The following is a 23601-nucleotide window of genomic DNA, read 5'->3' on the forward strand; positions in this document are numbered from 1 at the left end:
ACGCCGGGCTATCGCTGCTGGCGGTCGCTGATGCTGACCGCCAGCTGTGCAGCTTCGACTTCGTCGGTGAGGTAGCGGCTGTGGCCCTCGGCATCGGTCACCCGGTAGACCACCCGGATATCCGGCCCGCGCAGATGCTCGGGAATCTCGTCGCCCTGGAGCTTGCTCACGGTGACGCTCATGGCGGGGCTCCTTCATTTGGCATTGGCTGTCTGGAGTGTGACTGCGCCATCGCCAATCCGATCCTTGCCGTTCGCCGTACCGCGCCAGGGCTTTGCGCGCTGGCGCATCTCGCTAGGGCACCAGCACCGCAGCACCCTGGAAATGCCCGTTGCGCAGGTCATCCAGCGCCTGGTTGGCCTGCTCCAGCGGGTAGGCGTGGGTTTCGGTATGGATGCCGACCTGGGCGGCCACCGGAAAGAACTCCAGGCCGTCCTGGCGGGTGAGATTGGCCACCGAGACCACCTCGCGCTCCTGCCAGAGGATGTCGTAGGGGAAGCTCGGGATATCGCTCATGTGGATGCCGGCGCAGACCACCCGGCCACCCTTGCGCAGCGCGCGCAAGGCGGCCGGCACCAGCTCGCCCGCCGGCGCATAGATGATCGCGGCATCCAGCGGCACCGGCGGCAGCTCGCCCGAATCACCGGCCCAGACCGCGCCCAGCGAACGGGCGAAGTCCTGCGCCGCCACATCGCCCGGGCGGCTGAAGGCATAGACATCGCGCCCCTGCCAGCGCGCCACCTGCATGACGATATGCGCCGCAGCACCGAAGCCGTACAGCCCGAGACGCTTGCCGTCACCGGCCTTGACCAGCGAACGCCAGCCGATCAGCCCGGCGCAGAGCAGCGGTGCCAGCGCCACGGGGTCGCCCTCCTCGCCGAGGGCAAAGGCGAAGCGGGCATCGGCCACCACGTATTCGGCATAGCCGCCGGGCCGCGTGTAACCGGTGAACTGCGGCGCGTCGCAGAGGTTTTCCTCGGCGTGCTGGCAATAGCTGCAGGTACCGCAGGTATGCCCCAGCCAGGGAATGCCGACCCGCTGGCCCGGCTCGAAGCCGGTCACGCCCTCGCCCAAGGCATCGACCAGACCGACGATCTCGTGGCCGGGAATGATCGGCAGCGGCGCCTCCGGCAGTTCGCCGTCGACCACGTGCAGATCGGTGCGGCAGACGCCACAGGCCAGCACCCGCACGCGGACCTCGCCAGGCCCCGGTTGCGGCATGGGCAGCTCGCGCAGCTGCAAGGGTTGGCCAATCTGTCCCAGCAACATGGCACGCATCGACGTCTCTCCTTTCGTCTCCGGTCTGCTGCAGGGTAGGCCGATCGGCGGAAAAAGGCTCTAGGGATGGGGGTGAATCAAGGCGCTTCTGCCGGGCTGAAGCCCACCGGCGATGCTCGGTACGGCCAGAAAGCCTCTACACTCGAAACGTCTTGCCATTTCCGGAGTACGACCCGATGACGCTTTCGCCCTTCCATCTCGCCATTCCCGTTTACGATCTGGCCGCCGCCCGCGCCTTCTACGGCGAGGCGTTCGGCTGTGCCGAGGGCCGCAGCAGCGATCACTGGGTGGATTTCGATTTCTTCGGCCACCAGCTGGTGATCCACGAGGCGCCGAAGATGCCGCATCAGGAGGCGGCGCACAGCAATCCGGTGGATGGCCACGACGTGCCGGTGCCGCACTTCGGCGTGGTACTCGGCTGGGAGCAATGGGAAGCGCTGGCCGAGCGGCTGAAGGCGCGCGGCACGCGCTTCGTGATCGAGCCCTACGTGCGCTTCCAGGGCCAGGTCGGCGAGCAGGCGACCATGTTCCTGCTCGACCCCTGCGGCAACGCCCTGGAGTTCAAGGCGTTCAAGGACATCGGCCAGCTGTTCGCCAAGTGAGCGGGATCAGCCGCGCTCGGCGAGGTGCTGGTCCTTGAGCTTGACGTAGTTGCCAGCGGTATAGCTGAAGAAGCTGCGCTCCTTGTCGGTCAGCGGGCGCGCCTGCTTCACCGGGCTGCCGACATAGAGGTAGCCCGACTCGAGCGTCTTGCCCGGCGGCACCAGGCTGCCGGCGCCGATGATCACCTCGTCCTCGACCACCACGCCGTCCATCACGATCGAGCCCATGCCCACCAGAATGCGGTTGCCCAGGGTGCAGCCGTGCAGCGTGACCTTGTGCCCGACCGTGACCTCGTCGCCGATGGTCAGCGGGAAGCCGTCCGGGTTGTACGGCCCGGCATGGGTGATGTGCAGCACGCTGCCGTCCTGGATGCTCGAGCGCGCACCGATGCGGATGCGGTGCATGTCGCCGCGGATCACCGTGAGCGGCCACACCGAGCTGTCGGCGCCGATTTCCACATCGCCGATGACCACGGCGGAGTCGTCGACGAACACGCGCTCGCCCAGTGTCGGAGTGCTGTTTTGGTAGCTGCGTATCGCCACGATAGAAACCTCTTTGGCTGCGGGAAGGGACGATTGTAATTAAGATGGCCGGCATTGCCGCTGCGGACCCGGGCTGAGCAGCATGCCGCCCGCCGTGGTCAGAGTAACAACCGGCCGACCGGCGTTGAAAAAGCACGACAGCGCGTCCATCTAGGACATCTGCCTGCCACGTCCGGCCTCGCTCCAGCGAGCGGCCTGCAACCCTCTTCGTCACAAGGTGTCCCCGTGAGCGCGAACAATCCCCTGCTGCAACAATTCGACCTGCCGCCCTATTCCGAAATCCGTCCGGAGCACGTCGAGCCGGCCGTCGACACCATCCTCGGCGACAACCGCGTGGCGATCCAGGAGCTGCTCAGCCGCCCGGCCGAAAGCCTGGACTGGCAGACCCTGGTGGTCGGGCTGGACGAGCTGAATGATCGCCTCGCCCGTGCCTGGGGGCCGGTCGGCCACCTCAACTCCGTGTGCAACAGCCCGGAATTGCGCACCGCCTACGAGGCCTGCCTGCCCAAGCTGTCGGCCTACTACACGGAACTCGGGCAGAACCGCGCGCTGTTCGAGGCCTACCAGGCGCTGGCCTCCGGCCCCGCGGCCGCCGGTTTCGAGGTGGCGCAGAAGACCATCCTCGAGCATTCGCTGCGCGACTTCCGCCTGTCCGGTATCGACCTGCCGCCGGTCGAGCAGCAGCGCTTCGGCGCCATCCAGATGAAGCTTGCCGAGCTGGGCAGCAAGTTCTCCAACCAGCTGCTGGACGCCACGCAGGCCTGGACCCGGCACATCACCGACGAGAGCCTGCTGGCCGGCATCACCGACTCGGCCAAGGCGCAGATGGCCGAGGCGGCCAAGGCCAAGGGCCTCGACGGCTGGCTGATCACCCTGGAATTCCCCAGCTACTACGCGGTTATGACCTACGCCGACAATCGCGGCCTGCGCGAGGAGGTCTACACCGCCTACTGCACCCGCGCCTCGGACCAGGGCCCGAATGCCGGGCAGTTCGACAACGGCCCGGTGATGGCCGAGATCCTCGAGCTGCGTCACGAGCTGGCCGGCCTGCTGGGCTATCGCAACTTCGCCGAGCTGTCGCTGGCGACCAAGATGGCCGAATCCACCGAGCAGGTACTGAGCTTTCTGCGCGACCTGGCGGTGCGCAGCAAGCCGTTCGCCGAACGCGACCTGGCCGAACTGCGCGCCTTCGCCGCCGAGCAGGGTCTGGACGACCTGCAGAGCTGGGACCTGGGCTACTACGCCGAGAAGCTGCGCCAGCAGCGCTACAGCCTGAACCAGGAAGAGCTGCGCGCCTACTTCCCGATCGACAAGGTGCTGTCCGGGCTGTTCGGCATCGTCCAGCGCCTGTACGGCATCCAGATCCATGAGCTGGAGCAGTTCGATGGCTGGCACCCGGATGTGCGGCTGTTCGAGATCACCGAGAACGGCGAGCACGTCGGGCGCGTCTTCTTCGACCTCTACGCGCGACCGAACAAGCGCGGCGGCGCCTGGATGGACGGCGCCCGCGACAAGCGCCGCACCGCAGAAGGTACGCTGCAGACGCCGGTGGCCAACCTGGTCTGCAACTTCACCCCGCCGGTGGGCGAGCGCCCGGCGCTCTTGACCCATGATGAGGTCACCACGCTGTTCCACGAGTTCGGCCACGGCCTGCACCACCTGCTGACCCAGGTCGAGCACGCTGGCGCGTCGGGCATCAACGGCGTGGCCTGGGATGCGGTGGAGCTGCCCAGCCAGTTCATGGAGAACTGGTGCTGGGACCCCGAAGGCCTGGCGCACATCTCGGGCCACTACCAGACCGGCGAAGCCCTGCCACAGGACAAACTGGACATGATGCTAGCGGCGAAGAACTTCCAGTCCGGCATGATGATGGCGCGCCAGCTGGAGTTCTCCCTGTTCGACTTCGAACTGCACGCCACCCACGGTGACGGTCGCAGCGTGCTGGAGGTGCTCGAACACATCCGCGACGAGGTCTCGGTGATGCGGCCGCCGGCCTATAACCGCTTCCCCAACAGCTTCGCGCACATCTTCTCCGGCGGTTACGCCGCCGGTTACTACAGCTACAAGTGGGCCGAGGTGCTGTCGTCCGACGCCTTCTCGCGCTTCGAGGAAGAAGGGGTGTTCAACGCCGAGACCGGCCGCGCCTTCCGCGAGGCCATCCTGGCGCGTGGCGGTTCCCAGGAGCCGATGGTACTGTTCGTCGATTTCCGAGGCCGCGAGCCGTCCATCGACGCTCTGCTGCGCCACCTCGGGCTGGTAGCGGAGGCCGCGGCATGAGCAACGAAGTATCCCGAGTCACCACCAAGCGCTTCATCGCCGGGGCCGTATGCCCGGCGTGCAGCGGCACGGACTGCATCAAGATGTGGGATGTCGACGGTGTGCCGCACCGCGAATGCATCGACTGCGGCTACGCCGACACCCTCAACGCCCAGGGCCAGTCGGTACCCATGGAGCTGGGCACGCGAGTGAACAAGGTCCAGTCCAAGCCGGCCAACCCGCAGGTGCAGTCGGTGCAGTTTTTTCCTAATCCGAAGTTGAAGAAGCCGGAGTGATACGTCTCGGCTGAACCGAAAGGCCCGCCAATCGGCGGGCTTTTTCTTTTTTGTTTGCGTTCGTGGGGTTTGGGGCAGGCTGGCCTAGACGGTGGTGTGCTGGAAGGTCTTGCCTCATATCCATTGTCGAGTCGCTTGATGGCTTGGTTTCGCCCTGCTGGGCGAGTTCCTTTTGGCATTCGCCCGGATGGCCGGCCCCGCCAAAAGGAACCAAAAAGTCTTGCCCCTCCATCCGGCCCTGCGCTGCGCGCAGGGTCCGTTCGCTCCATCGCCGTTCCGAGGGTCGTCGTACAAGGGCCATCCATGGCCCTTTACGACTCTCGCCGCATCCCTGCGGCTCGCCCCTCTACGCGACGATTGCGCTCACCCTCCTGAAAGGGGCGATTGGTGCTGCCTGCCAGTCCGCGCAGAAGAAAAGCCAAAGCCAAGCAAAACGCAGCGAACCCCGTTCTCAATCTCCCAGGCGCCTTGGACCCCGAGCTCGTCAGAAGGCCGAGTGGAGGCGTTGCGCAGGGGGACGCGAGGCATGGACGCCGAGCGAGGAACGAAGGACGGGGCCGCCTAGGCAGGGACGCCTCTTCGTGGGCGGAGGCCGAAACTCGGGGCATCAGGTTGCTTGGTATATGCCCCGATCCGCAGAAATACGCCTAAGCAGGCCGGCAACACTCAGCCGGTCGAAAGCCCTGTGAACCTTCCAAATCAGCCCTCAACCTTCGGCGTCGCCCGTCCCGGCTGCGGTGGCGAAGCAAACAGGCGCTTGAGCTTCATCGCCGGCGCTTCGATCAGGTGCCAGGACAGCGCGGCGAGGATCAGCGTCGGCACGAAGGCGATCAGCGTCAGGCCGAGCACGCCGACCTGCGGGCCGAACAGGTAAATGGTCAGCTGCTGGAACGGGAAGGCGTAGATATACAGGCCGTAGGAAAAATCGCCGTACTTGCCGAAACGCGACACCCAGGGCAGCGGCGCGTAGGCCAGGTAGAGCACCAGGTATGGCAGCGCGACGAAGTACACCAGCGGGCCGATGTCGGTGCGGAAGGTCGCCACCAGCGCGGCGAACAGCAGCGCCGCGATCCAGCCGCGCCAGGGAATGTCGTCGCGATAGAGGAACAGTGCCGAGCCGCTGTAGTAGAGCAGGCCGAGCTTGAAGATGTTCTTGATGAAGTAGGACTCGATACCCAGCTTGCCCAGCAGCCAGAAATGCCCGACCGCCAGCACGGCGATCGGCAGGAAGATCAGCCGGCGCTTGAGGAAACCGGTCAGGCCGAGAATCATCACGCCGATGTACATCAGCACTTCCAGCGGCAGTGTCCACAGCGAGCCGTTGACCACGTCGGGGTAGGCGTTGCCGGTGAACACCCCGGGCAGTTCGTAGCGCGTCACCAGCAGGATGTTCTGCAGATAGGTCCAGGTACCGTCGGCGGCCAGGTAGCGCGCGAGGTCGAATTGCGTGACCAACGGACCGATGACGAAGGCCGACAGCAGTACCGCAACGATCAGCGCGGGAAAGATGCGCAGCGCGCGCTTGATGAGAAAGCTCTTCGGGCTACTGCTGGCCAGCCAGGACGACGCGATCAGATAGCCGCTCATGACGAAGAAGATGCCGACGGCGATCGAGCCACCCTTTTCGTAGCCGGTCAGCAACGTCAGGGGTTCATCACCGCGGCGGCCAACCAGCGGATAGCTGTGGGCGAATAGCACCAGCGCGGCAGCGAAGAAGCGCAGGAAGTCGAAATTGTTCTCCCGGGTATGGAAGGAACCGGTGGGATGCATGGGGTCTGCTCCTGACGAGTGGCGGCAGTGAAGAAAGACGGGAGCGCACTGCACGTGCATGCCGGTACTGCCGGATCGGCTGCGCGTGCGCGCGCCGATCGTCCTTGTATTCGCCGGCTGGCTCCGTTTGCGTCAGCCCCTTTTGTCCCGGGGACAGGGCAAATGTTCCCGCCAGAAACGACCGACGGTCGCTAGCACCACCGATCGCCCCGGCTGGCATGCTGTCGAAGCGACGAGTACTGTATGCATGAACAGTAATAGACAGAGCCGAAGCATGAGCGCTCCGCATTCCACACCCCGCGGCCGCGGGACCGCGACCAATCCCGACAACCGCTTCGCCCCGACGCGCAGCGAGGCCTATGACGATGGCTGGGAACAGGACGTCCCGCCGACCCGCGCCACCGAGGTGCGTCGTGAGATCGCCAAGTCGGTGTTGACGCGCAACCAGTCGCCGGACGTCGGTTTCGATCGCTCGGTCAACCCTTACCGCGGCTGCGAACACGGTTGCATCTACTGCTTTGCGCGGCCAACGCACGCGTATTGGGATCTTTCTCCGGGCATCGACTTCGAGACCCGGTTGATCGCCAAGACCAACCTCGCCGAGCGCCTGGAAGCCGAGCTGAGCAAGCCGGGCTATGTGCCGCAGCCCATCGCGCTGGGGGTGAACACCGATGCCTATCAGCCGCTGGAGCGCGAGCAGCGGCTGACGCGTCAGGCGCTGGAGATTCTGCTGCGCTTCAAGCACCCGGTGCACATCATCACCAAGGGCTCGCTGGTGCTGCGTGACCTGGATCTGCTGGTGCCGCTGGCCGAACAGCGGCTGGTGAGCGTGTCGGTCAGCCTGACCACGCTGGACGACGAGCTCAAACGCATCATGGAGCCGCGTGCGGCCTCGCCCTCGGCGCGTCTGCGGGTGCTGCGCACGCTGCACGAGGCCGGCGTGCCGGTCAGCGTGATGTGCGCGCCGATGATTCCGATGATCAACGACATGGAACTGGAGCACCTGCTCGAAGCCGCCCGCGAGGCGGGTGCGCGTTCGGCCGGCTACGTGCTGCTGCGCCTGCCCCATGAGGTAGCCGAGCTGTTCGAGGGCTGGCTGGAGGAACACTTCCCACAGCGCGCCGCCCATGTCATGAGTCTGGTGCGCCAGTCCCGCGGCGGCAAGGACTACGACAGCCGTTTCGGCAGCCGCATGCGCGGCGAAGGCCAGTTCGCCCAGCTGCTCGCCCAGCGTTTCCAGCTCGCCTGCAAGCGCCTGGGTTTCAACCGCCGCGATCAGAACTACGGGCTGGATTGCAGCATTTTCGCGCCGCCCGGGCAGCAATTGAGCCTGATCTGAGTGGTTGCCCTGGGGTAGGGGCCTAGGGTGGATGATGCGTCATTCATCCATCGTGAGGCACGCTGCCACGCAGCGGGCTGCGGCCCGGCCTGGGCTGCGCGCGGGTGCCATCAGACGCGTGGAAAATGCTTCGCAGTTTTCCACCCTACGCGGCGGATCAGTGGATGTGGATAACGCTTTGCTTATCCACAGGGGAGCAGACGTAGGGTGGATGGCGCTTCACCCATCCACCGCAACACAGGCATGCATTGCGGTACGGGGGCGATGACGCGGCCCGTCATCGGTCGTTGCGCCCATTTGCCAGGCGCGCCCGCAAGGAACTATCCCAACCCGCCACGGCACCAATCCCTGTATTCCCACACCGGAGGCATCGTGGACTGGATCGATCTGCTGCAATGGCCGGCCATGGCGGTCACGGTGATCGCCGCCTGGCTGATCGGCTCGCTGCGACCCGGCCGGCGCTTCGTCGGCTTCTGCTGTTTCCTGCTGAGCAACCTGCTCTGGGTGATCTGGGGCTGGCACGCCGAGGCCTGGGCACTGATCGTCCTGCAGGTCTGCCTGGCGGCGATGAACATTCGCGGTGTGAAGAAGAACGACGACCCCGCACAGCCCGAGCCAGACACGCCCCGCGCTTAAATTGCGAGAGTGGGATCGCTGTCTATACTCCGAATCGTAGGCGTACCTGATTGAGTTCCGACTGCGCGTGCAAGCGTCCAGTCGGTCACCGAGTCTTTCGGTGGCCATGCTGGGCAGAATCGGACTGATCGAGAACGTAGCTGGCATGACGGGAATGGTTTCCCCGGCCAGCCGATTTTCGGCGGTGCGATGGCAGTCGGCGGGATAACAAGAATCATAAGGGGAACCCGCAATGTCTCGACATCCATGCATCTGGATGGGGCTTGGGCTTTCGGCAATATTTGGCCAGGCTCAGGCGGCCTGGGACGTGAACATGCGCTCCGGCGCCACTGACGTCAGTCAGTCGGTGTTCGATCTGCACATGACGATCTTCTGGATCTGCGTGGTCATCGGCGTGCTGGTGTTCGGCGTGATGATCTATTCGATGATCGCGCACCGCCGCTCCAAGCGTCAGCACTCCGCCAACTTCCACGAAAACACTCGCGTCGAGGTGCTCTGGACGGTCATCCCACTGTTGATCCTGGTGGGCATGGCGATCCCGGCGACGCGCACGCTGATCCACATCTACGACTCCAGCGAATCGGACGTGGACGTGCAGATCACCGGCTACCAGTGGAAGTGGCACTACAAGTATCTGGGCGAGGACGTGGAGTTCTTCAGCAACCTCACCACGCCGCGCGATCAGATCAACAACCAGTCGCCCAAGGGCGAGCATTACCTGCTGGAAGTCGACGAGCCGCTGGTGATCCCGGCCGGCGCCAAGGTGCGCTTCCTGATCACCGCGGCGGACGTGATCCACTCCTGGTGGGTGCCGGATCTGGCGGTGAAGAAGGACGCCATTCCCGGTTTCATCAACGAATCCTGGACCCGCGTCGAGCAGCCGGGCATCTACCGCGGCCAGTGCACCGAACTCTGCGGCAAGGACCACGGCTTCATGCCGGTGGTGGTGGAGGTCAAGTCGCAGGAGGACTACGCCAGCTGGCTCGGCGAGAAGAAGGCCGAGGCCGCCAAGCTGGCCGAGCTGACCAGCAAGGAATGGACCCTGGAAGAGCTCTCCGAGCGCGGCGAGAAGGTCTACCAGACCGCGTGCGCCTCCTGCCATCAGCCAACCGGCGAAGGCATCCCGCCGATGTTCCCGGCCCTCAAGGGCTCGGCCATCGCCACCGGCGACGTCGAGGCGCACATCGACATCGTCGTCAACGGCAAGCCCGGCACCGCCATGGCGGCGTTCGGCAAGCAGCTGTCGGAAGTCGACCTGGCTGCCGTCATCACCTACGAGCGCAACGCCTGGGGCAACGAGACAGGCGACATGGTCACGCCGAAAGACGTGCTCGACTTCAAACAGGCCGAAGAAGCCACCCAGTAAGAGGATCAGGTGATGAGTGCAGTGATCGACGACCATGGTCATGTCGGGCATGACCACCACCACGGCCCGGCCAAAGGGCTCTCGCGCTGGCTGCTGACCACCAACCACAAGGACATCGGTTCGATGTACCTGTGGTTCAGCTTCTGCGCCTTCCTGCTCGGCGGCTCGATGGCCATGGTGATCCGCGCCGAGCTGTTCCAGCCGGGCCTGCAGATCGTGCAGCCGGAATTCTTCAACCAGATGACCACCATGCACGGCCTGATCATGGTCTTCGGCGCGGTGATGCCGGCCTTCGTCGGCCTGGCCAACTGGATGATCCCGCTGATGATCGGCGCGCCGGACATGGCCCTGCCGCGGATGAACAACTTCAGTTTCTGGCTGCTGCCGGCGGCCTTCGGCCTGCTGGTCTCGACCCTGTTCATGGAGGGCGGCGGGCCGAACTTCGGCTGGACCTTCTATGCGCCGCTGTCGACGACCTACGCGCCGGAGTCGGTGACCTTCTTCATCTTCGCCATCCACCTGATGGGCATCAGCTCGATCATGGGCGCGATCAACGTGATCGCCACCATCCTCAACCTGCGCGCGCCAGGCATGACGCTGATGAAGATGCCGCTGTTCGTCTGGACCTGGCTGATCACCGCCTTCCTCCTCATCGCGGTGATGCCGGTGCTGGCCGGCGTGGTGACCATGATGCTGATGGACATCCACTTCGGCACCAGCTTCTTCAGCGCGGCCGGTGGTGGCGACCCGGTGCTGTTCCAGCACGTGTTCTGGTTCTTCGGCCATCCCGAGGTGTACATCATGATCCTGCCGGCCTTCGGTGCGGTCAGCTCGATCATCCCGGCGTTCAGCCGCAAGCCGCTGTTCGGCTACACCTCGATGGTCTACGCCACCGGGGCGATCGCCTTCCTCTCCTTCATCGTCTGGGCACACCACATGTTCACCGTCGGCATCCCGCTGACCGGCGAGCTGTTCTTCATGTACGCCACCATGCTGATCGCAGTGCCCACCGGGGTGAAGGTGTTCAACTGGGTGTCGACGATGTGGCGCGGCTCGCTGACCTTCGAGGCGCCGATGCTGTTCGCCGTGGCCTTCGTCATCCTCTTCACCATCGGAGGCTTCTCCGGGTTGATGCTGGCCATCGCCCCGGCGGACTTCCAGTACCACGACACCTACTTCGTGGTGGCGCACTTCCACTACGTGCTGGTGCCGGGGGCGATCTTCGGCATCTTCGCCTCGGCCTACTACTGGCTGCCCAAGTGGACCGGACATATGTACGACGAGACCCTGGCCAAGCTGCATTTCTGGCTGAGCTTCATCGGCATGAACCTGGCGTTCTTCCCGATGCACTTCGTCGGCCTGGCCGGCATGCCGCGGCGCATCCCGGACTACAACATGATGTTCGCCAACTTCAACATGGTCTCCAGCGTCGGCGCCTTCATGTTCGGTGCCACCCAACTGCTGTTCCTGTTCATCGTCATCAAGTGCATCCGCGGCGGCGCACCTGCACCGGCCAAGCCCTGGGACGGCGCAGAGGGACTGGAATGGAGCGTGCCCTCGCCGGCGCCCTACCACACCTTCCAGGTGCCGCCGGACATGAGCCATGTGCACGAGCACCGCAAGGGCACCGGCGGGGAGCTGACGCCGTGAGCATCCATCGGGGCGTGACCGGAGGTTGCCGGGCCGCCCGCAACCCTCGATCGCGGAGGCTGCCATGAGCGAGTCCCTGCCCACCCAGCGCCTGGTCCGCCGCCTGCTGTTCGTCGTGGTCGGCATGTTCGGTTTCGGCTTCCTGCTGGTGCCGATCTACGACGTGATGTGCCAGGCCTTCGGTATCAACGGCAAGACCGCTGGCGCCTACACAGGCGTGCAGAGCGCCGACGAGGCGCGTGCGGTGCGGGTGCAGTTCCTTGCCACCAACGCCGCCGGCATGCGCTGGGAGTTCGGCCCGCTGGCCGACCAGCTCAGCGTGCACCCCGGCGCCAGCCAGGAAATCCGTTTCGTCGCCTACAACCCGACCGACAAGCCGATGACCGCCCAGGCGATCCCCAGCGTCTCGCCGTCGCGGGCGGCCGCGTATTTCCACAAGACCGAATGCTTCTGCTTCACCCAGCAGGTGCTGCAACCGGGCGAGCGCATCGAAATGCCGGTGCGCTTCATCGTCGATCGCGACCTGCCCGCCGACGTGCATCACCTGACCCTCGCCTACACGCTGTTCGACATCACGTCCCGCCAGCCGCCGGTGGCCGTCAACGCCACATCGGCCCCGGCCAAGGAGAGTCTGCAATGAGCCAACAGACCACCCACGAGCAGTACTACGTTCCTGATCAGAGCAAATGGCCGATCATCGCCACCATCGCCCTGCTGGTCACCTTCTATGGCCTGGGCAGCTGGTTCAACGACCTCAAGGCCGCGCGCGATTCGTCCAACGGGCCGCTGATCTTCTTCGTCGGCGCGCTGCTGATCGCCTACATGATGTTCGGCTGGTTCGGCTCGGTGGTCAGGGAAAGCCGCGCCGGACTGTACAGCGCACAGATGGACCGCTCGTTCCGCTGGGGCATGAGCTGGTTCATCTTTTCCGAAGTGATGTTCTTCCTCGCCTTCTTCGGCGCGCTCTTCTACATCCGCTACTGGACCGGCCCCTGGCTCGCCGGTGAGGGCGACAAGGGCATCAGCAACATGCTCTGGCCCAACTTCGAGTACAGCTGGCCGCTGCTGAACAATCCCGACCCGAAGCTCTATCCGGCACCGGAAGGCACCATCAGTGCCTGGGGCCTGCCGCTGATCAACACCATCCTGCTGGTCAGCTCCAGCTTCACCCTGACCTGGGCGCACCATGCGCTGCGCAAGAACAACCGCCAGCACTTGAAGCTCGGCTTGGGCCTGACCGTGCTACTGGGTGCGGCGTTCCTGGTCCTGCAGATCGAAGAATACGTGCATGCCTACACTGAACTCGGGCTGACCCTGGGCTCGGGCATCTACGGCGCAACCTTCTTCATGCTCACCGGCTTTCACGGCGCCCACGTGACCATGGGCGCGATCATCCTCACGGTGATGCTGGTGCGCATCCTGCGCGGGCATTTCAGCCCGGAACAGCACTTCGGTTTCGAGGCAGCGGCCTGGTACTGGCACTTCGTCGACGTGGTGTGGATCGCGCTGTTCGTATTCGTCTACGTGATCTAGGGAGCGCTCAGAAACCGAAGGCGGGGCGCAGCTGCCCCGTATAGAAACCCCAGCCGATCAGCGCAACGGTCAGCGCGCTGAGCGTGACGCGAATGAACAGGGCCGTGATCACGCGGGAGGTACGGCCCTCGTCCCTGACGAGGAAGAACAACCCACTGAACAGACTGACCAGCGTGGCCACTAACAACAGAACGATCGCCGCCTTGAGCATGAGCGATTCCACGACAGGGGTATTGGGGGTGGAGTATAGCCAGCCGTATCGACACATCAGGCTGCCGGCCATGAGCGGCTTCAGGCCCGGGCTGCTGCCGACCCTGCTGGTGCTGGCCCTGCTGCCGGTGCTGGTGTGGCTGGGCTTCTGGCAGCTGGAACGTGGCGAGCAGAAGCGCGAGCTGCTGGAGCGCCAGGAAGCCCGCCAACAGGCCGCGCCGCTGGCGCCCCACGAGATCGAACGGCTGAACGATCCGGCCTTCGCCCGGGTGTTCCTGCAGGGTCGCTTCGATGCCGAGTACAGCTTTCTGCTCGACAGCCGCACCCGCAATGGCAAGGTCGGCGTCGAATTGCTGCAGCCTTTCCATGACGAACTCAGCGACCGCTGGGTGATGGTCAACCGCGGCTGGATTCCCTGGCCGGACCGCCGCATACCGCCGGCTTTCGATACCCCCGCGCAGTCGCTCAAGCTCGCCGCCTGGGTCTACGTGCCGCCGGGCAAGCCGTTCGTCTTCAGTCATCGCACGGCCGAGGGCTGGCCGCGGCTGATCAACCATGTCGACATCGAGGCGATGTGGCAGCAGGCCGGCCGCGCGGGCGTGATTCACGAACTGCGCCTGGAACCAGGCCCGAGTGCCTACCGCGCCGACTGGGCGATCACCAGCATGCGCCCTTCGCAGCACCTTGGTTACGCCGTGCAGTGGTTCGCCCTGGCGGCGGCCCTGCTGGCGCTGTTCATCTATTTCGGTGTGCATCAGGCACGGGGGAAGCGCAGTGAGCACGATGAATCCAACCCTCTCCAGCGGTGACGGAAAACGCGGCCGCGGTCGGCTGCAACTGCTGCTGATCATCGGCGTGGTGCTCGGCCCGATGCTGCTGGCTTCGGCCATGTACCGCTTCGGCTTCTGGGTGCCGGAAAGCCGCAGCTATGACGGCGTGCTGATCGCCAACGGCCAGGACCGTGCGGCCATCGGCGTCAGCGCTACAGCGCCGGAGCGCCGGTGGGAGCTGCTGGTCACCGCGCCGCAGGGCTGCGAGGCGCAATGCCAGCAACTGGTCTATCTGGCCCGGCAGATCAATATCGGCCTGGCCCGCGAAGCGGCCCGCGCCAGCCATGCGCTGGCCAGTGCGACTGCGCTGGACGAAGCCTACGAACAGCGCCTGCGCCGCGAATATCCACAGCTGCAACACCATGCCCTGGACGCCGCCGTCTATGCCCGCAACCCCGAGGCGCCCGCCACGCCACAGCTGTGGATCGTCGATCCGCACGGCAACCTGGTGCTGCGCTACGACGCTGGCGCCGACGGCAAGGCGATCCTCGACGACCTGAAGTACCTGCTGAAAATCTCGCAGATCGGCTGAGGCACTGTGCCGCTGCGCTGCGGTCCCAAACAGACCGCCCAAGGAGAACCCGATGGCCAGACCCGGATACCGCCTCGCCCTGATCGCCACCGCGCTGGCCGTGCTGGTCGTGCTGCTCGGCGCCTATACGCGGCTGACCCACGCCGGCCTCGGCTGCCCGGACTGGCCCGGCTGCTACGGTTTTCTCGCCGTGCCCATGAGCGAACACAAGCAGAACCTTGCCGCGCTGCGCTTCCCCGATGCACCACTGGAGGTACGCAAGGGCTGGAACGAGATGGTCCACCGCTATTTCGCCGGCGCCCTCGGGCTGGTGATCCTCGCCCTCGCGGTACAGGCGATACGCCGTCGCGGCCAATCCGGGCAGCCGGTGAAGTTGCCGCTGCTGCTGCTTGCGGTGGTCATCGCCCAGGCGATCTTCGGCATGTGGACGGTGACGCTGCAGCTCTGGCCGCAAGTGGTCACCGCGCACCTGCTCGGCGGCTTCACCACGCTCAGCCTGCTGTTTCTGCTGTGCCTGCGGCTGTCCGGCGCGCTTGCTCCCTTGCCGGCCGTGGACGGTCGTCTGCGCAGATTCGCCGGCATCGCCCTGCTCGCGGTGGTGGCGCAGATCGCCCTGGGCGGTTGGGTCAGCAGCAACTATGCGGCGGTGGCCTGCACCGATTTCCCCACCTGCCACGGCGAATGGTGGCCGCGGATGGACTTCGCCAACGCCTTCAACCTGACCCACCACGACATCGGCCCCAACTACCTCGGCGGCCTGCTCTACGGCGAGGCGCGCACGGCCATCCATCTCACCCACCGCGTCGGCGCACTGTGCGTGACGCTGCTGTTGCTGGCGCTCGCCGCCATGCTCTGGCGCCGCGGCCTCGGCCGGCTGGCCGGGCTGCTCGTCGCCGCGCTGGCGCTGCAGGTCGGGCTGGGCATCAGCAACGTGCTGCTCAACCTGCCGCTGGCGGTGGCCGTGGCGCACAACGGTGGCGGCGCCGCACTGCTGCTGGTGCTGGTACTGGTCAATTACCGGCTGCGCCAGCCTGCACATGCCGCCCGGCAAACCGAGCCGGCATCGATTTCGAACACGACGGGGCAGCTCGATCTGCCCCGCGCATGACCACAAGGAGAACCCCCATGGCGACTCTACTCAGCGAACGCGGCGCCCAGGCCACCTGGCGCGACTACCTGGAGCTGACCAAGCCGAAGGTGGTGCTGCTGATGCTCATCACCTCGCTGGTGGGCATGTTCCTCGCCACCCGCGCCGGCGTGCCCTGGACGGTGCTGCTATTCGGCAACCTGGGCATCGCCCTGTGCGCCGGCGGCGCGGCGGCGGTGAACCATGTGGTGGACCGGCAGATCGATTCGGTGATGGCCCGCACCCACAAGCGTCCCCTGGCCGAAGGACGGGTCTCACCGGCGGCGGCACTGACCTTCGCCTTCGTTCTCGGCGTCAGCGGGCTGGCCCTGCTGCTGACCTTCACCAATGCCCTCGCCGCCTGGCTGACGCTGGCCTCGCTGATCGGTTACGCGGTGATCTATACCGGCTTTCTCAAGCGCGCCACGCCGCAGAACATCGTCATCGGCGGCCTGGCCGGCGCCGCGCCGCCCCTGCTCGGCTGGGTCGCGGTAACCGGCCAGGTCACCGCCGAGCCGCTGCTGCTGGTGCTGATCATCTTCGCCTGGACGCCGCCGCACTTCTGGGCGCTGGCCATTCACCGCAAGGACGAGTACGCCAAGGTCAACGTACCGATGCTGCCGGTGACCCATGGCGTGCACTACACCAAGGTGCACATCCTGCTCTACACCGCGATGCTGCTGGCGGTCAGCTTCATGCCCTTCGCCATCCACATGAGCGGCCCGCTGTACCTGGCCGCCGCGGTGCTGCTGGGCGCGCGCTTCCTCTACTGGGCCATCGCGCTGTACCGCGACAGCCGGCCACATGCGGCAATCAAGACGTTCAAATTCAGCATCTGGTACCTGTTCGCGCTGTTCATCGCGCTGCTGGTTGATCATTATCTGCTGCTCGATTTCTAAGCAGCTGCACTAAGGACATCCATGACCCGCATCCAGAAAACCGTCTTCATTCTCGTGGCGCTGGTGGCGCTGGTCGTCGGGCTGACGGTTTCCAAGGTGCTCAACAGCCAGCGCCAGCTCGACCCCACCCAGCTGCTGGATGCCGGCATCGTCCTGCTGCCGCAGAGCCGCCCGGTGCCGTCACTGAGCCTGACGGATCAGGACGGCGAAGCGGTGAAGGTGGACGAGCTGGACGGACAATGGACGCTGCTGTTCTTCGGCTACACCTTCTGCCCGGACATCTGTCCCACCACACTCGCGGAGCTGCGCCAGCTCAATGGCATGCTGCCCGACGCCGTGCGCGACCAGCTGCGCATCATCCTCGTCAGCGTCGACCCGAATCGCGACACACCGGAGAAGCTCAAGCAATATCTGGGCTACTTCAACGCCGGCTTCCAGGGCCTGACCGGCCCACTGGACGGCATCCAGACACTGGCCAATGGCGTCGGCATCCCCTTCATTCCGGGGGATACCAGCAAGGAAAACTACACCGTCGACCACAGCGGCAACCTGGTGCTGATCGGCCCGGACGGCCGCCAGCAGGGTTTTATTCGCGCGCCGCTGCGGGTGCAGAAGCTGGCCGAGCAGTTGCCCGAGTTGATCAACCAGGCGGAGTGAGAAACACGAGCCTGTTGGCCATCATGGCTCACCGACCGGATTTGCCGACGCTGCATTCCCCCTTCGTGGTTCACGCAGCGACGCGCTGATGCGTGCGCGTCGCTTGCGCCACCAGATCACCACGCCGGTCACCGACAGCACCGCGATCGCCACACCGAGCAGGGCAATGAGGATACGCCCCGGCAGGCCGAGAATGCGCCCGCCGTGGATCGCCGGCTGCAGCAGGTGAAACTGCTGCCCCAGCGTGCCCTGGCCAGGAATCTCCTGACCGAGCAGGCGCCCGTCGGTGCCGTGGAAGAACAGCCAGGCATTGCCCTGATTGCTGTCGTGCTCGCCGAAACCGGCGCCATAGAAGTTGTACTCGAAGCTGTAGTACAGCTCGGTAATAGCCTCCGTCAGGCCAAGCTCGGCGGCGTGCTGCATGGCGTAGTCGTACGCCTGGTGGAAGTCGTAGGCGGTAGTGCCCAGCTCATCGGCCGGCATCCGCCCACGGGCCTCGTAGACGCTCGGCTCAACGGGCGAGAACAGTGAAACCACCGGCTTGAACACCTGCTCCGGCAGGTTCATCGCCACGCTGCTGACCGCCACCGGCGTGAGCAGCAGCCACAGCCACAGGCCACCGGCGCGGTGCACGTCGTGGTTCATGCGCTGACGCTTGATCTTCCAGGCCGTCCACCACTTGGAAAGGAACGGCCGGCCACGGGGAAAGGTCAGCACCAGCGAGACGAAGCAATCGAGCACCCAGGCGATCGCCACGATACCCATCAACCATAGCCCCCAGTTGCCCGGCAACGACAGGTTGTAGTGGAACTCGAGGATGAAGGGCACGAAGTTCTTGCGCGAGAAGCAGCATTCGCCCCAGTAGCGCGTGCCCACCGGCTCGCCGGTCACCGCGTCGATGTACTGCACCACCGGGCGCTCGTCATACGGTTTGCCAGTGGCCGGATCGTTGCGCGGCACCAGCGCCATCAGCGCGGCATGGCCGGGCTCGCTGGGGAACTCCATGTACCAGACCTGCATGCGCGGGTTGGCCTGCTCGACACGTTCCACCAGCGTTCCCGGCGCCAGCACCGGGCCCTCACTGGTGGTGTGGTAGAACTCCGGGTTGAGCCATTCATCCAGCTCGTGGTGGAAGGCCAGGATGCTGCCGGTAATGCCGGCGAGAAACAGGAAGATCGCCGTGGCCAGGCCGATGTAGCGGTGCAGGAGCACGAGAATCGAACGCATCGTCGGTTGTCCGTCCTTCAGAAAGCACAAACCCGCCGGCCCTGTGGGGCCGGCGGCAGTTCAGCGTTGATCAGAAGTCGTAGGTCACGGTAGCCATGACATTGCGCTCCTCGCCGTAGTAGCACTGGCTCAGGCTGTTGCACGCAGCGACGTACTTCTCGTCGGTGAGGTTGTTCAGGTTCAGGCGCACGCCGACACCCCGCAGCCCGACGCGGGACAGGTCATAACCGAGCATGGCGTCGTACAAGGTGTAGGACGGGATGCGCAGGGTGTTCTCCGCGTCCGCCCAGCTCTTGCCGAAGTAGCGCGCGCCACCGCCTACCTGCAGACCGGCCAGCGGACCCTGATCGAAGGTGTAATCGGTCCACAGCGAAGCCATGTTGCGCGCCACCGCGTTCGGCGTATTGCCGCGGTTGTTGACGCCAGCGGCGCCGGTGAAGTCCTTGGAATACTCGACATCCATGTAGGTGTAGCTGGCGATCAGGTTGACCTGCTCGATGGGCCGCAGGCGCGCTTCGACTTCCACGCCTTTCGAGGTGAGCTCACCCACTGCGCGGTAGAAGTTCTCGTTGGAGTCCTTGTTCGCCAGGTTGGATTGCTTCAGGTCGAAGTAGGAGATGGTGTACAGATCATCGGTGCCCAGCGGCTGGTACTTCAGGCCCACCTCGTACTGCTCGCCTTCGGTGGCGTCCAGCAAGGCGATGTCGTAGACACCCGGCGATACCTCGTTATAGGCCGCGGTGGCGTTGGGGTTGAACGACTCGGAGTAGCTGGCATAGGGCGACAGGCCGTTGTCGAAGGCATAAAGGACGCCGACGCGGCCGGTGAACTGCTCCAGCTTGGCGCGATCGTCCTGATCGCCGTAGCTGGCGTCGTCGGTATGGTCGAAGGACACGTCAACCCAGTCCTGACGCATGCCGAGGGAGAAGCGCCAGTTGCCCAGACTGATCAGATCCTGCACGTAGAGGCCGGTCTGCTCCAGCTCGCGAGTCTCGTCGTACTGGTGATAGAACACCGGCGCGCCGGCGCCGACAACACCGGTGTAGGGATTGATCGTGGGCAGCCCGTAGCCTGCGTCATAACTCACCTTCGCCTTGCGCCGCTGGTAATCGAGGCCGGTCACCAGGGTGTGACTGAGCGCGCCGGTATCAAAGAGAAACTGCAGCTGGTTGTCGATGGTCCAGGCGTGCAGCGCTTCGTCGGCACCCGTGTAGTAACGCACCAGCTCGTCGGCCGTCGCGTAGCCGTACTGGTAGACCTGCCCGGAGTCCACGGTCGAGTCCAGGTATTGGAAATTCTGCCGCGCCGAAACCACGTCGTTGAAGCGATGCTCGAGCTGATAGCCGATCATCTGCTGGTCGCGCTCGAACTTCTCGTAATCCTCGTCGCCTTCGAAGAAGCTGCGCGAAATGCGCTGACCGTTGTGCGACGTGACCGTGCCATCGGCCGGCAGGCCGCCGTGGTAGCCACTATCCGGATCGCGCTGCAGCATTGCCAGCAGGGTCAGGCGGGTGTCGTCGGTGAAGTCGATGCTCACCGAGGGCATCACCGCATAGCGCTGCTCCTCGATGCCATCGACCTGGTTGTCGGCGTCCTTGGCGACGCCGACCAGACGGTAGGCGATGCGCTCGTCGGCAAGCGGGCCGGTGAAGTCGAACGCCGCCTGCTTGTAGTCGTTGCTGCCGTAGGAGAACTGCAGCTGGCGGCTGGCTTCCTTCTGCGGTTTCTTGCTGGTCATCGCTACCAGGCCGCCAGGCAGGCTACGGCCGTAGAGCACCGAGGATGGGCCCTTGAGGATGTCGATGCGCTCGATGAAATACGGATCGACCTGCAGGCTGCTATAGGTTCCGCTGTCGCCCAACAGCTTCTGCCCATCGAGGTAGAGGTTGTCCACCGAGCCATCGGTAATACCACGCATGGCCACGTAGTCGTAGCGGGTGGTGGCGCCATAGGGCGTGCTCATCAGGCCCGGTGTGTAGCGCACCGCCTGGGCGATGGAACGTGAGCCCTGATCCTCGATCTGCTGGCGGGTGACTACCGAGACGGTCTGCGAAGTCTCTGCCAACGGCATGCTCGTCTTGGTCGCAACGCTGCTGTGGGTGGCGTTGTAGCCTTCCATCGAGCCCAGCGCGTTGCCCAGGGCGAAGCCTTCGACGGTCATCGGTTGCAGCTCGACGGCATCGCTCTGTGCGCTGCGGCGCTCCAGCGAATAGTTACCCTGCCCATCACGCACGGCCTGCAGACCGCTGCCCTGCAGCAGTGCGGCGAAACCTTCATCGATGCCGTACTGACCCTTGAGCCCGTTGCTTTCCAGACCCTGCACCAGGCTGCCGTCGACCGACAGCAACACGCCCGCTTCGCCGGCAAAGCGGCTCAACGCGCTGGACAGCGCGCCTGCGGGGATATCGTAGCTGCGCACGGCCTGCTGGGTTGCCGCCTGTGCCTGCGCGACAGCGGGTACGACAGCAGCCAGCGGCAGGCACAGCAGCGCGGCGCGGATACCCAGCGCCAGGGTACGGGAGCGATTGGGGGTGAAAGGCAAGGCGGAAGAGCGCATGAATGATCCTGTTCGACGTGACGGGTTTCGTCCTATGCCCGGCCAGTTCGAAGAAAGGGAACTGCAGATGCGAATATTTTTTATTCGTGTCCGTATTGGGTCAAACGCCAGCGCGCTCGATCGCCGGCTCGAGACTGACCCACCAGGCCATACGTCGCTCGATACGCACCGGCAGCGTGGCGGCCAGCGCGTCCAGCACCCGCTCGGTATCGGCAAGGGGAAATGCCCCGACGACGCGCAGATCGGCGATTCGTGGATCGCAACCGAGGTAGCCATGCCGATAGCGCGACAGTTCGGCGAGGAAGTCCTCCAGGCGCTGGTTATCGGCCAACAACACACCGGTGGTCCAGGCCTGGTGCTCGGCGCTGGCCGCCTCGAGCGGTTCGACGCCGCGACTGCCGAACGCCGTCTGCTGCCCGGCCGGGATGCTGGTGATGCCGAAGCCGTCCAGCTGAATATCCACTATTCCGGCGAAGACACTGACCCGGGTCCGCCCATCGTCCTGGCGCACCGAAAAGCGCGCGGCCTGCTCGCTGTACAACCGCCCTTCGCGGCTGGTGACCAGCAACGGGCGCGCCCGCCGGCTGGCGGGGGCCTCGATCAGCAACTCGCCACGATACAGCGTCAGCCGCCGTGTCTTGGTATCGAAGGCGATATCCAGCGCCGTATCGGTGTTCAGCCACAGGTTTGAGCCATCGGCCAGTTTCACGTCGCGCACCTCACCCACCGCGGTGCGCTCGTCGGCGGTCCACTGTCGCCACGGTATATGTCCGCTGGCCAGGCTCAGCGCAGTGCCACCGCACAGCACCGACAGCATCTTCAGCGCCTGGCGCCGATTCGATCGGCGGCTGTGCAGAAGCCCACCCGCGCTTCGGCCGACCGGGTCGGCCGCCAGGGGCTGGAACTGCCCGCTGATGCGCTCGACCCGAGCCCACGCGCGGGCATGTTCCGGCTGTTCCAGCCATGCGGACCATGCCTGATGCTCTGCGCGACTGGCCGAGCCGGACTGCAACACGGCGAACCATTTCGCCGCCTCCTGCAGCACGCGGTAATCGATGCCCATCAATCGTCCTCGACCAGCATCAGGCAGTGCAGCATGGCCTGGCTCATGTACTTCTTCACCATACGCTCGGAGACGCCGAGTTCGCTGGCGATCGCCGCGTAGGTCATGCCGTGCAGCTGCGACATCAGAAAGGCGCTGCGGACCCGGGTCGGCAGACGCATCAGCATGGCATCGATCTGCAACAGGGTTTCGACGATCAACGCCTGGGATTCGGGCGATGGCACGACCGGTTCCGGCTGCAGGGCAAGTGCATCCAGGTAGGCCTGCTCGATCTGTCGACGCCGCCAATGGTTGATCAGCAGCCCCTTGGCGATGGTGTGCAGGTAGGCTCTGGGCTCGCGAATGGCAGCCATGTCCTGATCCTTGCTGAGCACGCGCACGAAGGTATCCTGCGCCAGGTCAGCCGCACGCTGATTGCAGCCCAGCTGCCGACGCAGCCAGCCATTGAGCCAGCCGTGATGATCGGCGTAGAGACGGTGCAGCATCTGTTGCCGAAGCATGCCTTCAGTTGCCATGCGGCCTCCCATGAGCGCAGCAGGCGTTAATGCTAACGCTTCTCAACAACATAAATCCATGGCAATCGCCGCATTTGCTCATCGATCGGATGACCGTCAGCATTTGACCGGTACTGCGGCGACCGTTCGGCTAGGCTGAGAGGACATAGCCTCAGGAGCTCGAGCATGATCCGCCCTCTATCACTAGCCGTGTCGTTCAGCCTCTCGCTGGCCCTGCTGCCGGCCCATGCGCAGCAGATCCTGCCGGGCCTGTGGGAATTCAGCAGTGGCGACATTCAGGTGGACGGCCAGCAACTGCCGGCCATGCAGCAGATGATGGAGCAGATGCGCAACCTGCCTGCCGACCAGCGCCGGATGATGGAAGGAATGTTTGCCGCGCATGGTGTGCAGCTGGGCGCCAACGGGGTACGGATCTGCCTGAGCGAAGCGCAGGTGGCGTCGGGGGACCTGCCGTTTCAGGACGATCCGGCGTGCAAGCAGGAGATCACCGAGCGTGGCGATAAGCTGTGGAAATTCAGGTTCGAGTGCCCGGATGCCCAAGGTCAGGGCGAGACGCGCTTCATCAGCGACAAGGAGTTCGTCAGCACCGTGGAAAGCCAATACCGCCAGGGCACCGAGACTGGAACGTCACGAATCGAATCCCACGCGCGCTGGATAGCGGACGATTGCGGCGCATTGAAACCGGCTAGGTAAGAGGCAAAAGAGAAATCAGCAGA

At 65.0% G+C, this 23601-nt stretch carries 24 protein-coding genes; 15 read left to right on the forward strand and 9 right to left on the reverse strand.

The genetic code is table 11. The features are described 5' to 3' along the window. Window positions 1-8: 8 nt before the first annotated feature. A complete protein-coding gene (locus OUY36_RS21705) occupies window positions 9-182 on the reverse strand; it encodes a hypothetical protein (protein ID WP_013984493.1) in 174 nt (57 codons plus the stop codon). 112 nt (window positions 183-294) lie between these two features. Beyond that, window positions 295-1278, reverse strand: coding sequence for a zinc-dependent alcohol dehydrogenase family protein (locus OUY36_RS21710; RefSeq protein WP_267936032.1), 984 nt, complete (start codon window positions 1276-1278; stop codon window positions 295-297). A 176-nt stretch (window positions 1279-1454) separates the two neighbouring features. Between OUY36_RS21710 and OUY36_RS21715 the strand changes: the two genes are divergently transcribed. Continuing rightward, complete coding sequence (locus OUY36_RS21715; RefSeq protein ID WP_011915155.1) at window positions 1455-1880, forward strand: VOC family protein; 426 nt, start codon at window positions 1455-1457, stop codon at window positions 1878-1880. Window positions 1881-1886: 6 nt separating this feature from the next. On the opposite strand, the gene OUY36_RS21720 is transcribed toward OUY36_RS21715, so the two are convergent. Then, window positions 1887-2423 carry a gamma carbonic anhydrase family protein gene (locus OUY36_RS21720; protein ID WP_013984495.1) on the reverse strand — a complete coding sequence of 179 codons (537 nt, stop codon included), beginning with the start codon at window positions 2421-2423 and terminating at the stop codon, window positions 1887-1889. 225 nt (window positions 2424-2648) lie between these two features. Here OUY36_RS21720 and prlC point away from each other — a divergent pair, with 225 nt between their 5' ends. After that, entirely contained in the window at window positions 2649-4700 is a 2052-nt protein-coding gene (gene prlC / locus OUY36_RS21725; RefSeq protein ID WP_267936034.1) for an oligopeptidase A, read from the forward strand. Next, on the forward strand, window positions 4697-4975 hold the full coding sequence (locus tag OUY36_RS21730) for a YheV family putative zinc ribbon protein (protein WP_095460327.1): 279 nt from the start codon (window positions 4697-4699) through the stop codon (window positions 4973-4975). The genes prlC and OUY36_RS21730 overlap by 4 nt, the downstream gene beginning before the upstream one ends. Before the next feature lie 699 nt (window positions 4976-5674). On the opposite strand, the gene OUY36_RS21735 is transcribed toward OUY36_RS21730, so the two are convergent. Beyond that, window positions 5675-6745 carry an acyltransferase family protein gene (locus OUY36_RS21735; protein ID WP_267936035.1) on the reverse strand — a complete coding sequence of 357 codons (1071 nt, stop codon included), beginning with the start codon at window positions 6743-6745 and terminating at the stop codon, window positions 5675-5677. 274 nt (window positions 6746-7019) lie between these two features. Here OUY36_RS21735 and OUY36_RS21740 point away from each other — a divergent pair, with 274 nt between their 5' ends. The 6 genes from OUY36_RS21740 (at window position 7020) to OUY36_RS21765 (ending at window position 13269) form a co-directional block, all read left to right on the forward strand. Further along, on the forward strand, window positions 7020-8084 hold the full coding sequence (locus tag OUY36_RS21740) for a PA0069 family radical SAM protein (RefSeq protein WP_267936036.1): 1065 nt from the start codon (window positions 7020-7022) through the stop codon (window positions 8082-8084). 405 nt (window positions 8085-8489) lie between these two features. Beyond that, on the forward strand, window positions 8490-8720 hold the full coding sequence (locus OUY36_RS21745) for a hypothetical protein (protein WP_202633981.1): 231 nt from the start codon (window positions 8490-8492) through the stop codon (window positions 8718-8720). 232 nt (window positions 8721-8952) lie between these two features. Continuing rightward, window positions 8953-10086, forward strand: coding sequence for a cytochrome c oxidase subunit II (gene coxB, locus OUY36_RS21750; protein ID WP_267936038.1), 1134 nt, complete (start codon window positions 8953-8955; stop codon window positions 10084-10086). Between the two features lie 12 nt (window positions 10087-10098). Continuing rightward, window positions 10099-11736 carry a cytochrome c oxidase subunit I gene (gene ctaD, locus OUY36_RS21755; RefSeq protein WP_267936039.1) on the forward strand — a complete coding sequence of 546 codons (1638 nt, stop codon included), beginning with the start codon at window positions 10099-10101 and terminating at the stop codon, window positions 11734-11736. A 64-nt stretch (window positions 11737-11800) separates the two neighbouring features. Further along, the gene (locus OUY36_RS21760; protein WP_267936041.1) at window positions 11801-12376 is read left to right on the forward strand and encodes a cytochrome c oxidase assembly protein; all 576 of its coding nucleotides are present in this window, start codon (window positions 11801-11803) and stop codon (window positions 12374-12376) included. Next, window positions 12373-13269, forward strand: a complete 897-nt coding sequence (locus tag OUY36_RS21765) for a cytochrome c oxidase subunit 3 (protein ID WP_133455193.1) — start codon at window positions 12373-12375, stop codon at window positions 13267-13269. The genes OUY36_RS21760 and OUY36_RS21765 overlap by 4 nt, the downstream gene beginning before the upstream one ends. Before the next feature lie 7 nt (window positions 13270-13276). On the opposite strand, the gene OUY36_RS21770 is transcribed toward OUY36_RS21765, so the two are convergent. Then, entirely contained in the window at window positions 13277-13480 is a 204-nt protein-coding gene (locus OUY36_RS21770; RefSeq protein WP_013984507.1) for a twin transmembrane helix small protein, read from the reverse strand. Between the two features lie 70 nt (window positions 13481-13550). Between OUY36_RS21770 and OUY36_RS21775 the strand changes: the two genes are divergently transcribed. Genes OUY36_RS21775 through OUY36_RS21795 form a run of 5 tightly spaced genes read left to right on the forward strand, consistent with a single transcriptional unit; the run spans window position 13551 to window position 17523 of the window. After that, window positions 13551-14288: an SURF1 family protein gene (locus tag OUY36_RS21775; RefSeq protein WP_267936042.1), complete on the forward strand. Its 738-nt coding sequence runs from the start codon at window positions 13551-13553 to the stop codon at window positions 14286-14288. Further along, window positions 14263-14841, forward strand: a complete 579-nt coding sequence (locus OUY36_RS21780) for a hypothetical protein (RefSeq protein WP_110778647.1) — start codon at window positions 14263-14265, stop codon at window positions 14839-14841. The genes OUY36_RS21775 and OUY36_RS21780 overlap by 26 nt, the downstream gene beginning before the upstream one ends. 52 nt (window positions 14842-14893) lie before the next feature. After that, window positions 14894-15949, forward strand: a complete 1056-nt coding sequence (locus tag OUY36_RS21785; RefSeq protein ID WP_267936043.1) for a COX15/CtaA family protein — start codon at window positions 14894-14896, stop codon at window positions 15947-15949. A 17-nt stretch (window positions 15950-15966) separates the two neighbouring features. Further along, the gene (gene cyoE / locus OUY36_RS21790; RefSeq protein WP_200630236.1) at window positions 15967-16866 is read left to right on the forward strand and encodes a heme o synthase; all 900 of its coding nucleotides are present in this window, start codon (window positions 15967-15969) and stop codon (window positions 16864-16866) included. 21 nt (window positions 16867-16887) lie between these two features. After that, the gene (locus OUY36_RS21795) at window positions 16888-17523 is read left to right on the forward strand and encodes an SCO family protein (protein WP_267936045.1); all 636 of its coding nucleotides are present in this window, start codon (window positions 16888-16890) and stop codon (window positions 17521-17523) included. Window positions 17524-17544: 21 nt separating this feature from the next. On the opposite strand, the gene OUY36_RS21800 is transcribed toward OUY36_RS21795, so the two are convergent. The 4 genes from OUY36_RS21800 to OUY36_RS21815 all read right to left on the reverse strand — a co-directional run bounded on the left by OUY36_RS21800 (window position 17545) and on the right by OUY36_RS21815 (window position 22885). After that, window positions 17545-18750 (reverse strand): PepSY-associated TM helix domain-containing protein, encoded by a 1206-nt coding sequence (locus OUY36_RS21800; protein WP_267936046.1) that lies wholly within the window; start codon window positions 18748-18750, stop codon window positions 17545-17547. Window positions 18751-18820: 70 nt separating this feature from the next. Beyond that, window positions 18821-21307, reverse strand: coding sequence for a TonB-dependent siderophore receptor (locus OUY36_RS21805; RefSeq protein ID WP_267936047.1), 2487 nt, complete (start codon window positions 21305-21307; stop codon window positions 18821-18823). A 100-nt stretch (window positions 21308-21407) separates the two neighbouring features. Beyond that, window positions 21408-22370, reverse strand: a complete 963-nt coding sequence (locus OUY36_RS21810; protein ID WP_156246202.1) for a FecR domain-containing protein — start codon at window positions 22368-22370, stop codon at window positions 21408-21410. Next, window positions 22370-22885 (reverse strand): sigma-70 family RNA polymerase sigma factor, encoded by a 516-nt coding sequence (locus tag OUY36_RS21815; protein ID WP_102839093.1) that lies wholly within the window; start codon window positions 22883-22885, stop codon window positions 22370-22372. Before OUY36_RS21815 ends, OUY36_RS21810 begins: the two co-directional genes overlap by 1 nt. A gap of 165 nt (window positions 22886-23050) precedes the next feature. Here OUY36_RS21815 and OUY36_RS21820 point away from each other — a divergent pair, with 165 nt between their 5' ends. Then, complete coding sequence (locus tag OUY36_RS21820; protein WP_110778639.1) at window positions 23051-23578, forward strand: DUF3617 domain-containing protein; 528 nt, start codon at window positions 23051-23053, stop codon at window positions 23576-23578. Window positions 23579-23601 lie beyond the last annotated feature (23 nt).

The organism is Stutzerimonas sp. R40042 (assembly GCF_026642215.1).
GTDB classification, from domain to species: domain Bacteria; phylum Pseudomonadota; class Gammaproteobacteria; order Pseudomonadales; family Pseudomonadaceae; genus Stutzerimonas; species Stutzerimonas frequens.

Bases quoted from the DNA above. Each gene is read 5' to 3' on its own strand.
- OUY36_RS21705 (WP_013984493.1), bottom strand. From the start codon at position 182: ATGAGCGTCACCGTGAGCAAGCTCCAGGGCGACGAGATTCCCGAGCAT.
- OUY36_RS21710 (WP_267936032.1), bottom strand. From the start codon at position 1,278: ATGCGTGCCATGTTGCTGGGACAGATTGGCCAACCCTTGCAGCTGCGC.
- OUY36_RS21715 (WP_011915155.1), top strand. From the start codon at position 1,455: ATGACGCTTTCGCCCTTCCATCTCGCCATTCCCGTTTACGATCTGGCC.
- OUY36_RS21730 (WP_095460327.1), top strand. From the start codon at position 4,697: ATGAGCAACGAAGTATCCCGAGTCACCACCAAGCGCTTCATCGCCGGG.
- OUY36_RS21735 (WP_267936035.1), bottom strand. From the start codon at position 6,745: ATGCATCCCACCGGTTCCTTCCATACCCGGGAGAACAATTTCGACTTC.
- OUY36_RS21740 (WP_267936036.1), top strand. From the start codon at position 7,020: ATGAGCGCTCCGCATTCCACACCCCGCGGCCGCGGGACCGCGACCAAT.
- OUY36_RS21745 (WP_202633981.1), top strand. From the start codon at position 8,490: ATGGCGGTCACGGTGATCGCCGCCTGGCTGATCGGCTCGCTGCGACCC.
- coxB (WP_267936038.1), top strand. From the start codon at position 8,953: ATGTCTCGACATCCATGCATCTGGATGGGGCTTGGGCTTTCGGCAATA.
- ctaD (WP_267936039.1), top strand. From the start codon at position 10,099: ATGAGTGCAGTGATCGACGACCATGGTCATGTCGGGCATGACCACCAC.
- OUY36_RS21760 (WP_267936041.1), top strand. From the start codon at position 11,801: ATGAGCGAGTCCCTGCCCACCCAGCGCCTGGTCCGCCGCCTGCTGTTC.
- OUY36_RS21765 (WP_133455193.1), top strand. From the start codon at position 12,373: ATGAGCCAACAGACCACCCACGAGCAGTACTACGTTCCTGATCAGAGC.
- OUY36_RS21770 (WP_013984507.1), bottom strand. From the start codon at position 13,480: ATGCTCAAGGCGGCGATCGTTCTGTTGTTAGTGGCCACGCTGGTCAGT.
- OUY36_RS21775 (WP_267936042.1), top strand. From the start codon at position 13,551: ATGAGCGGCTTCAGGCCCGGGCTGCTGCCGACCCTGCTGGTGCTGGCC.
- OUY36_RS21780 (WP_110778647.1), top strand. From the start codon at position 14,263: ATGAATCCAACCCTCTCCAGCGGTGACGGAAAACGCGGCCGCGGTCGG.
- OUY36_RS21785 (WP_267936043.1), top strand. From the start codon at position 14,894: ATGGCCAGACCCGGATACCGCCTCGCCCTGATCGCCACCGCGCTGGCC.
- cyoE (WP_200630236.1), top strand. From the start codon at position 15,967: ATGGCGACTCTACTCAGCGAACGCGGCGCCCAGGCCACCTGGCGCGAC.
- OUY36_RS21795 (WP_267936045.1), top strand. From the start codon at position 16,888: ATGACCCGCATCCAGAAAACCGTCTTCATTCTCGTGGCGCTGGTGGCG.
- OUY36_RS21800 (WP_267936046.1), bottom strand. From the start codon at position 18,750: ATGCGTTCGATTCTCGTGCTCCTGCACCGCTACATCGGCCTGGCCACG.
- OUY36_RS21805 (WP_267936047.1), bottom strand. From the start codon at position 21,307: ATGCGCTCTTCCGCCTTGCCTTTCACCCCCAATCGCTCCCGTACCCTG.
- OUY36_RS21810 (WP_156246202.1), bottom strand. From the start codon at position 22,370: ATGGGCATCGATTACCGCGTGCTGCAGGAGGCGGCGAAATGGTTCGCC.
- OUY36_RS21815 (WP_102839093.1), bottom strand. From the start codon at position 22,885: ATGGCAACTGAAGGCATGCTTCGGCAACAGATGCTGCACCGTCTCTAC.
- OUY36_RS21820 (WP_110778639.1), top strand. From the start codon at position 23,051: ATGATCCGCCCTCTATCACTAGCCGTGTCGTTCAGCCTCTCGCTGGCC.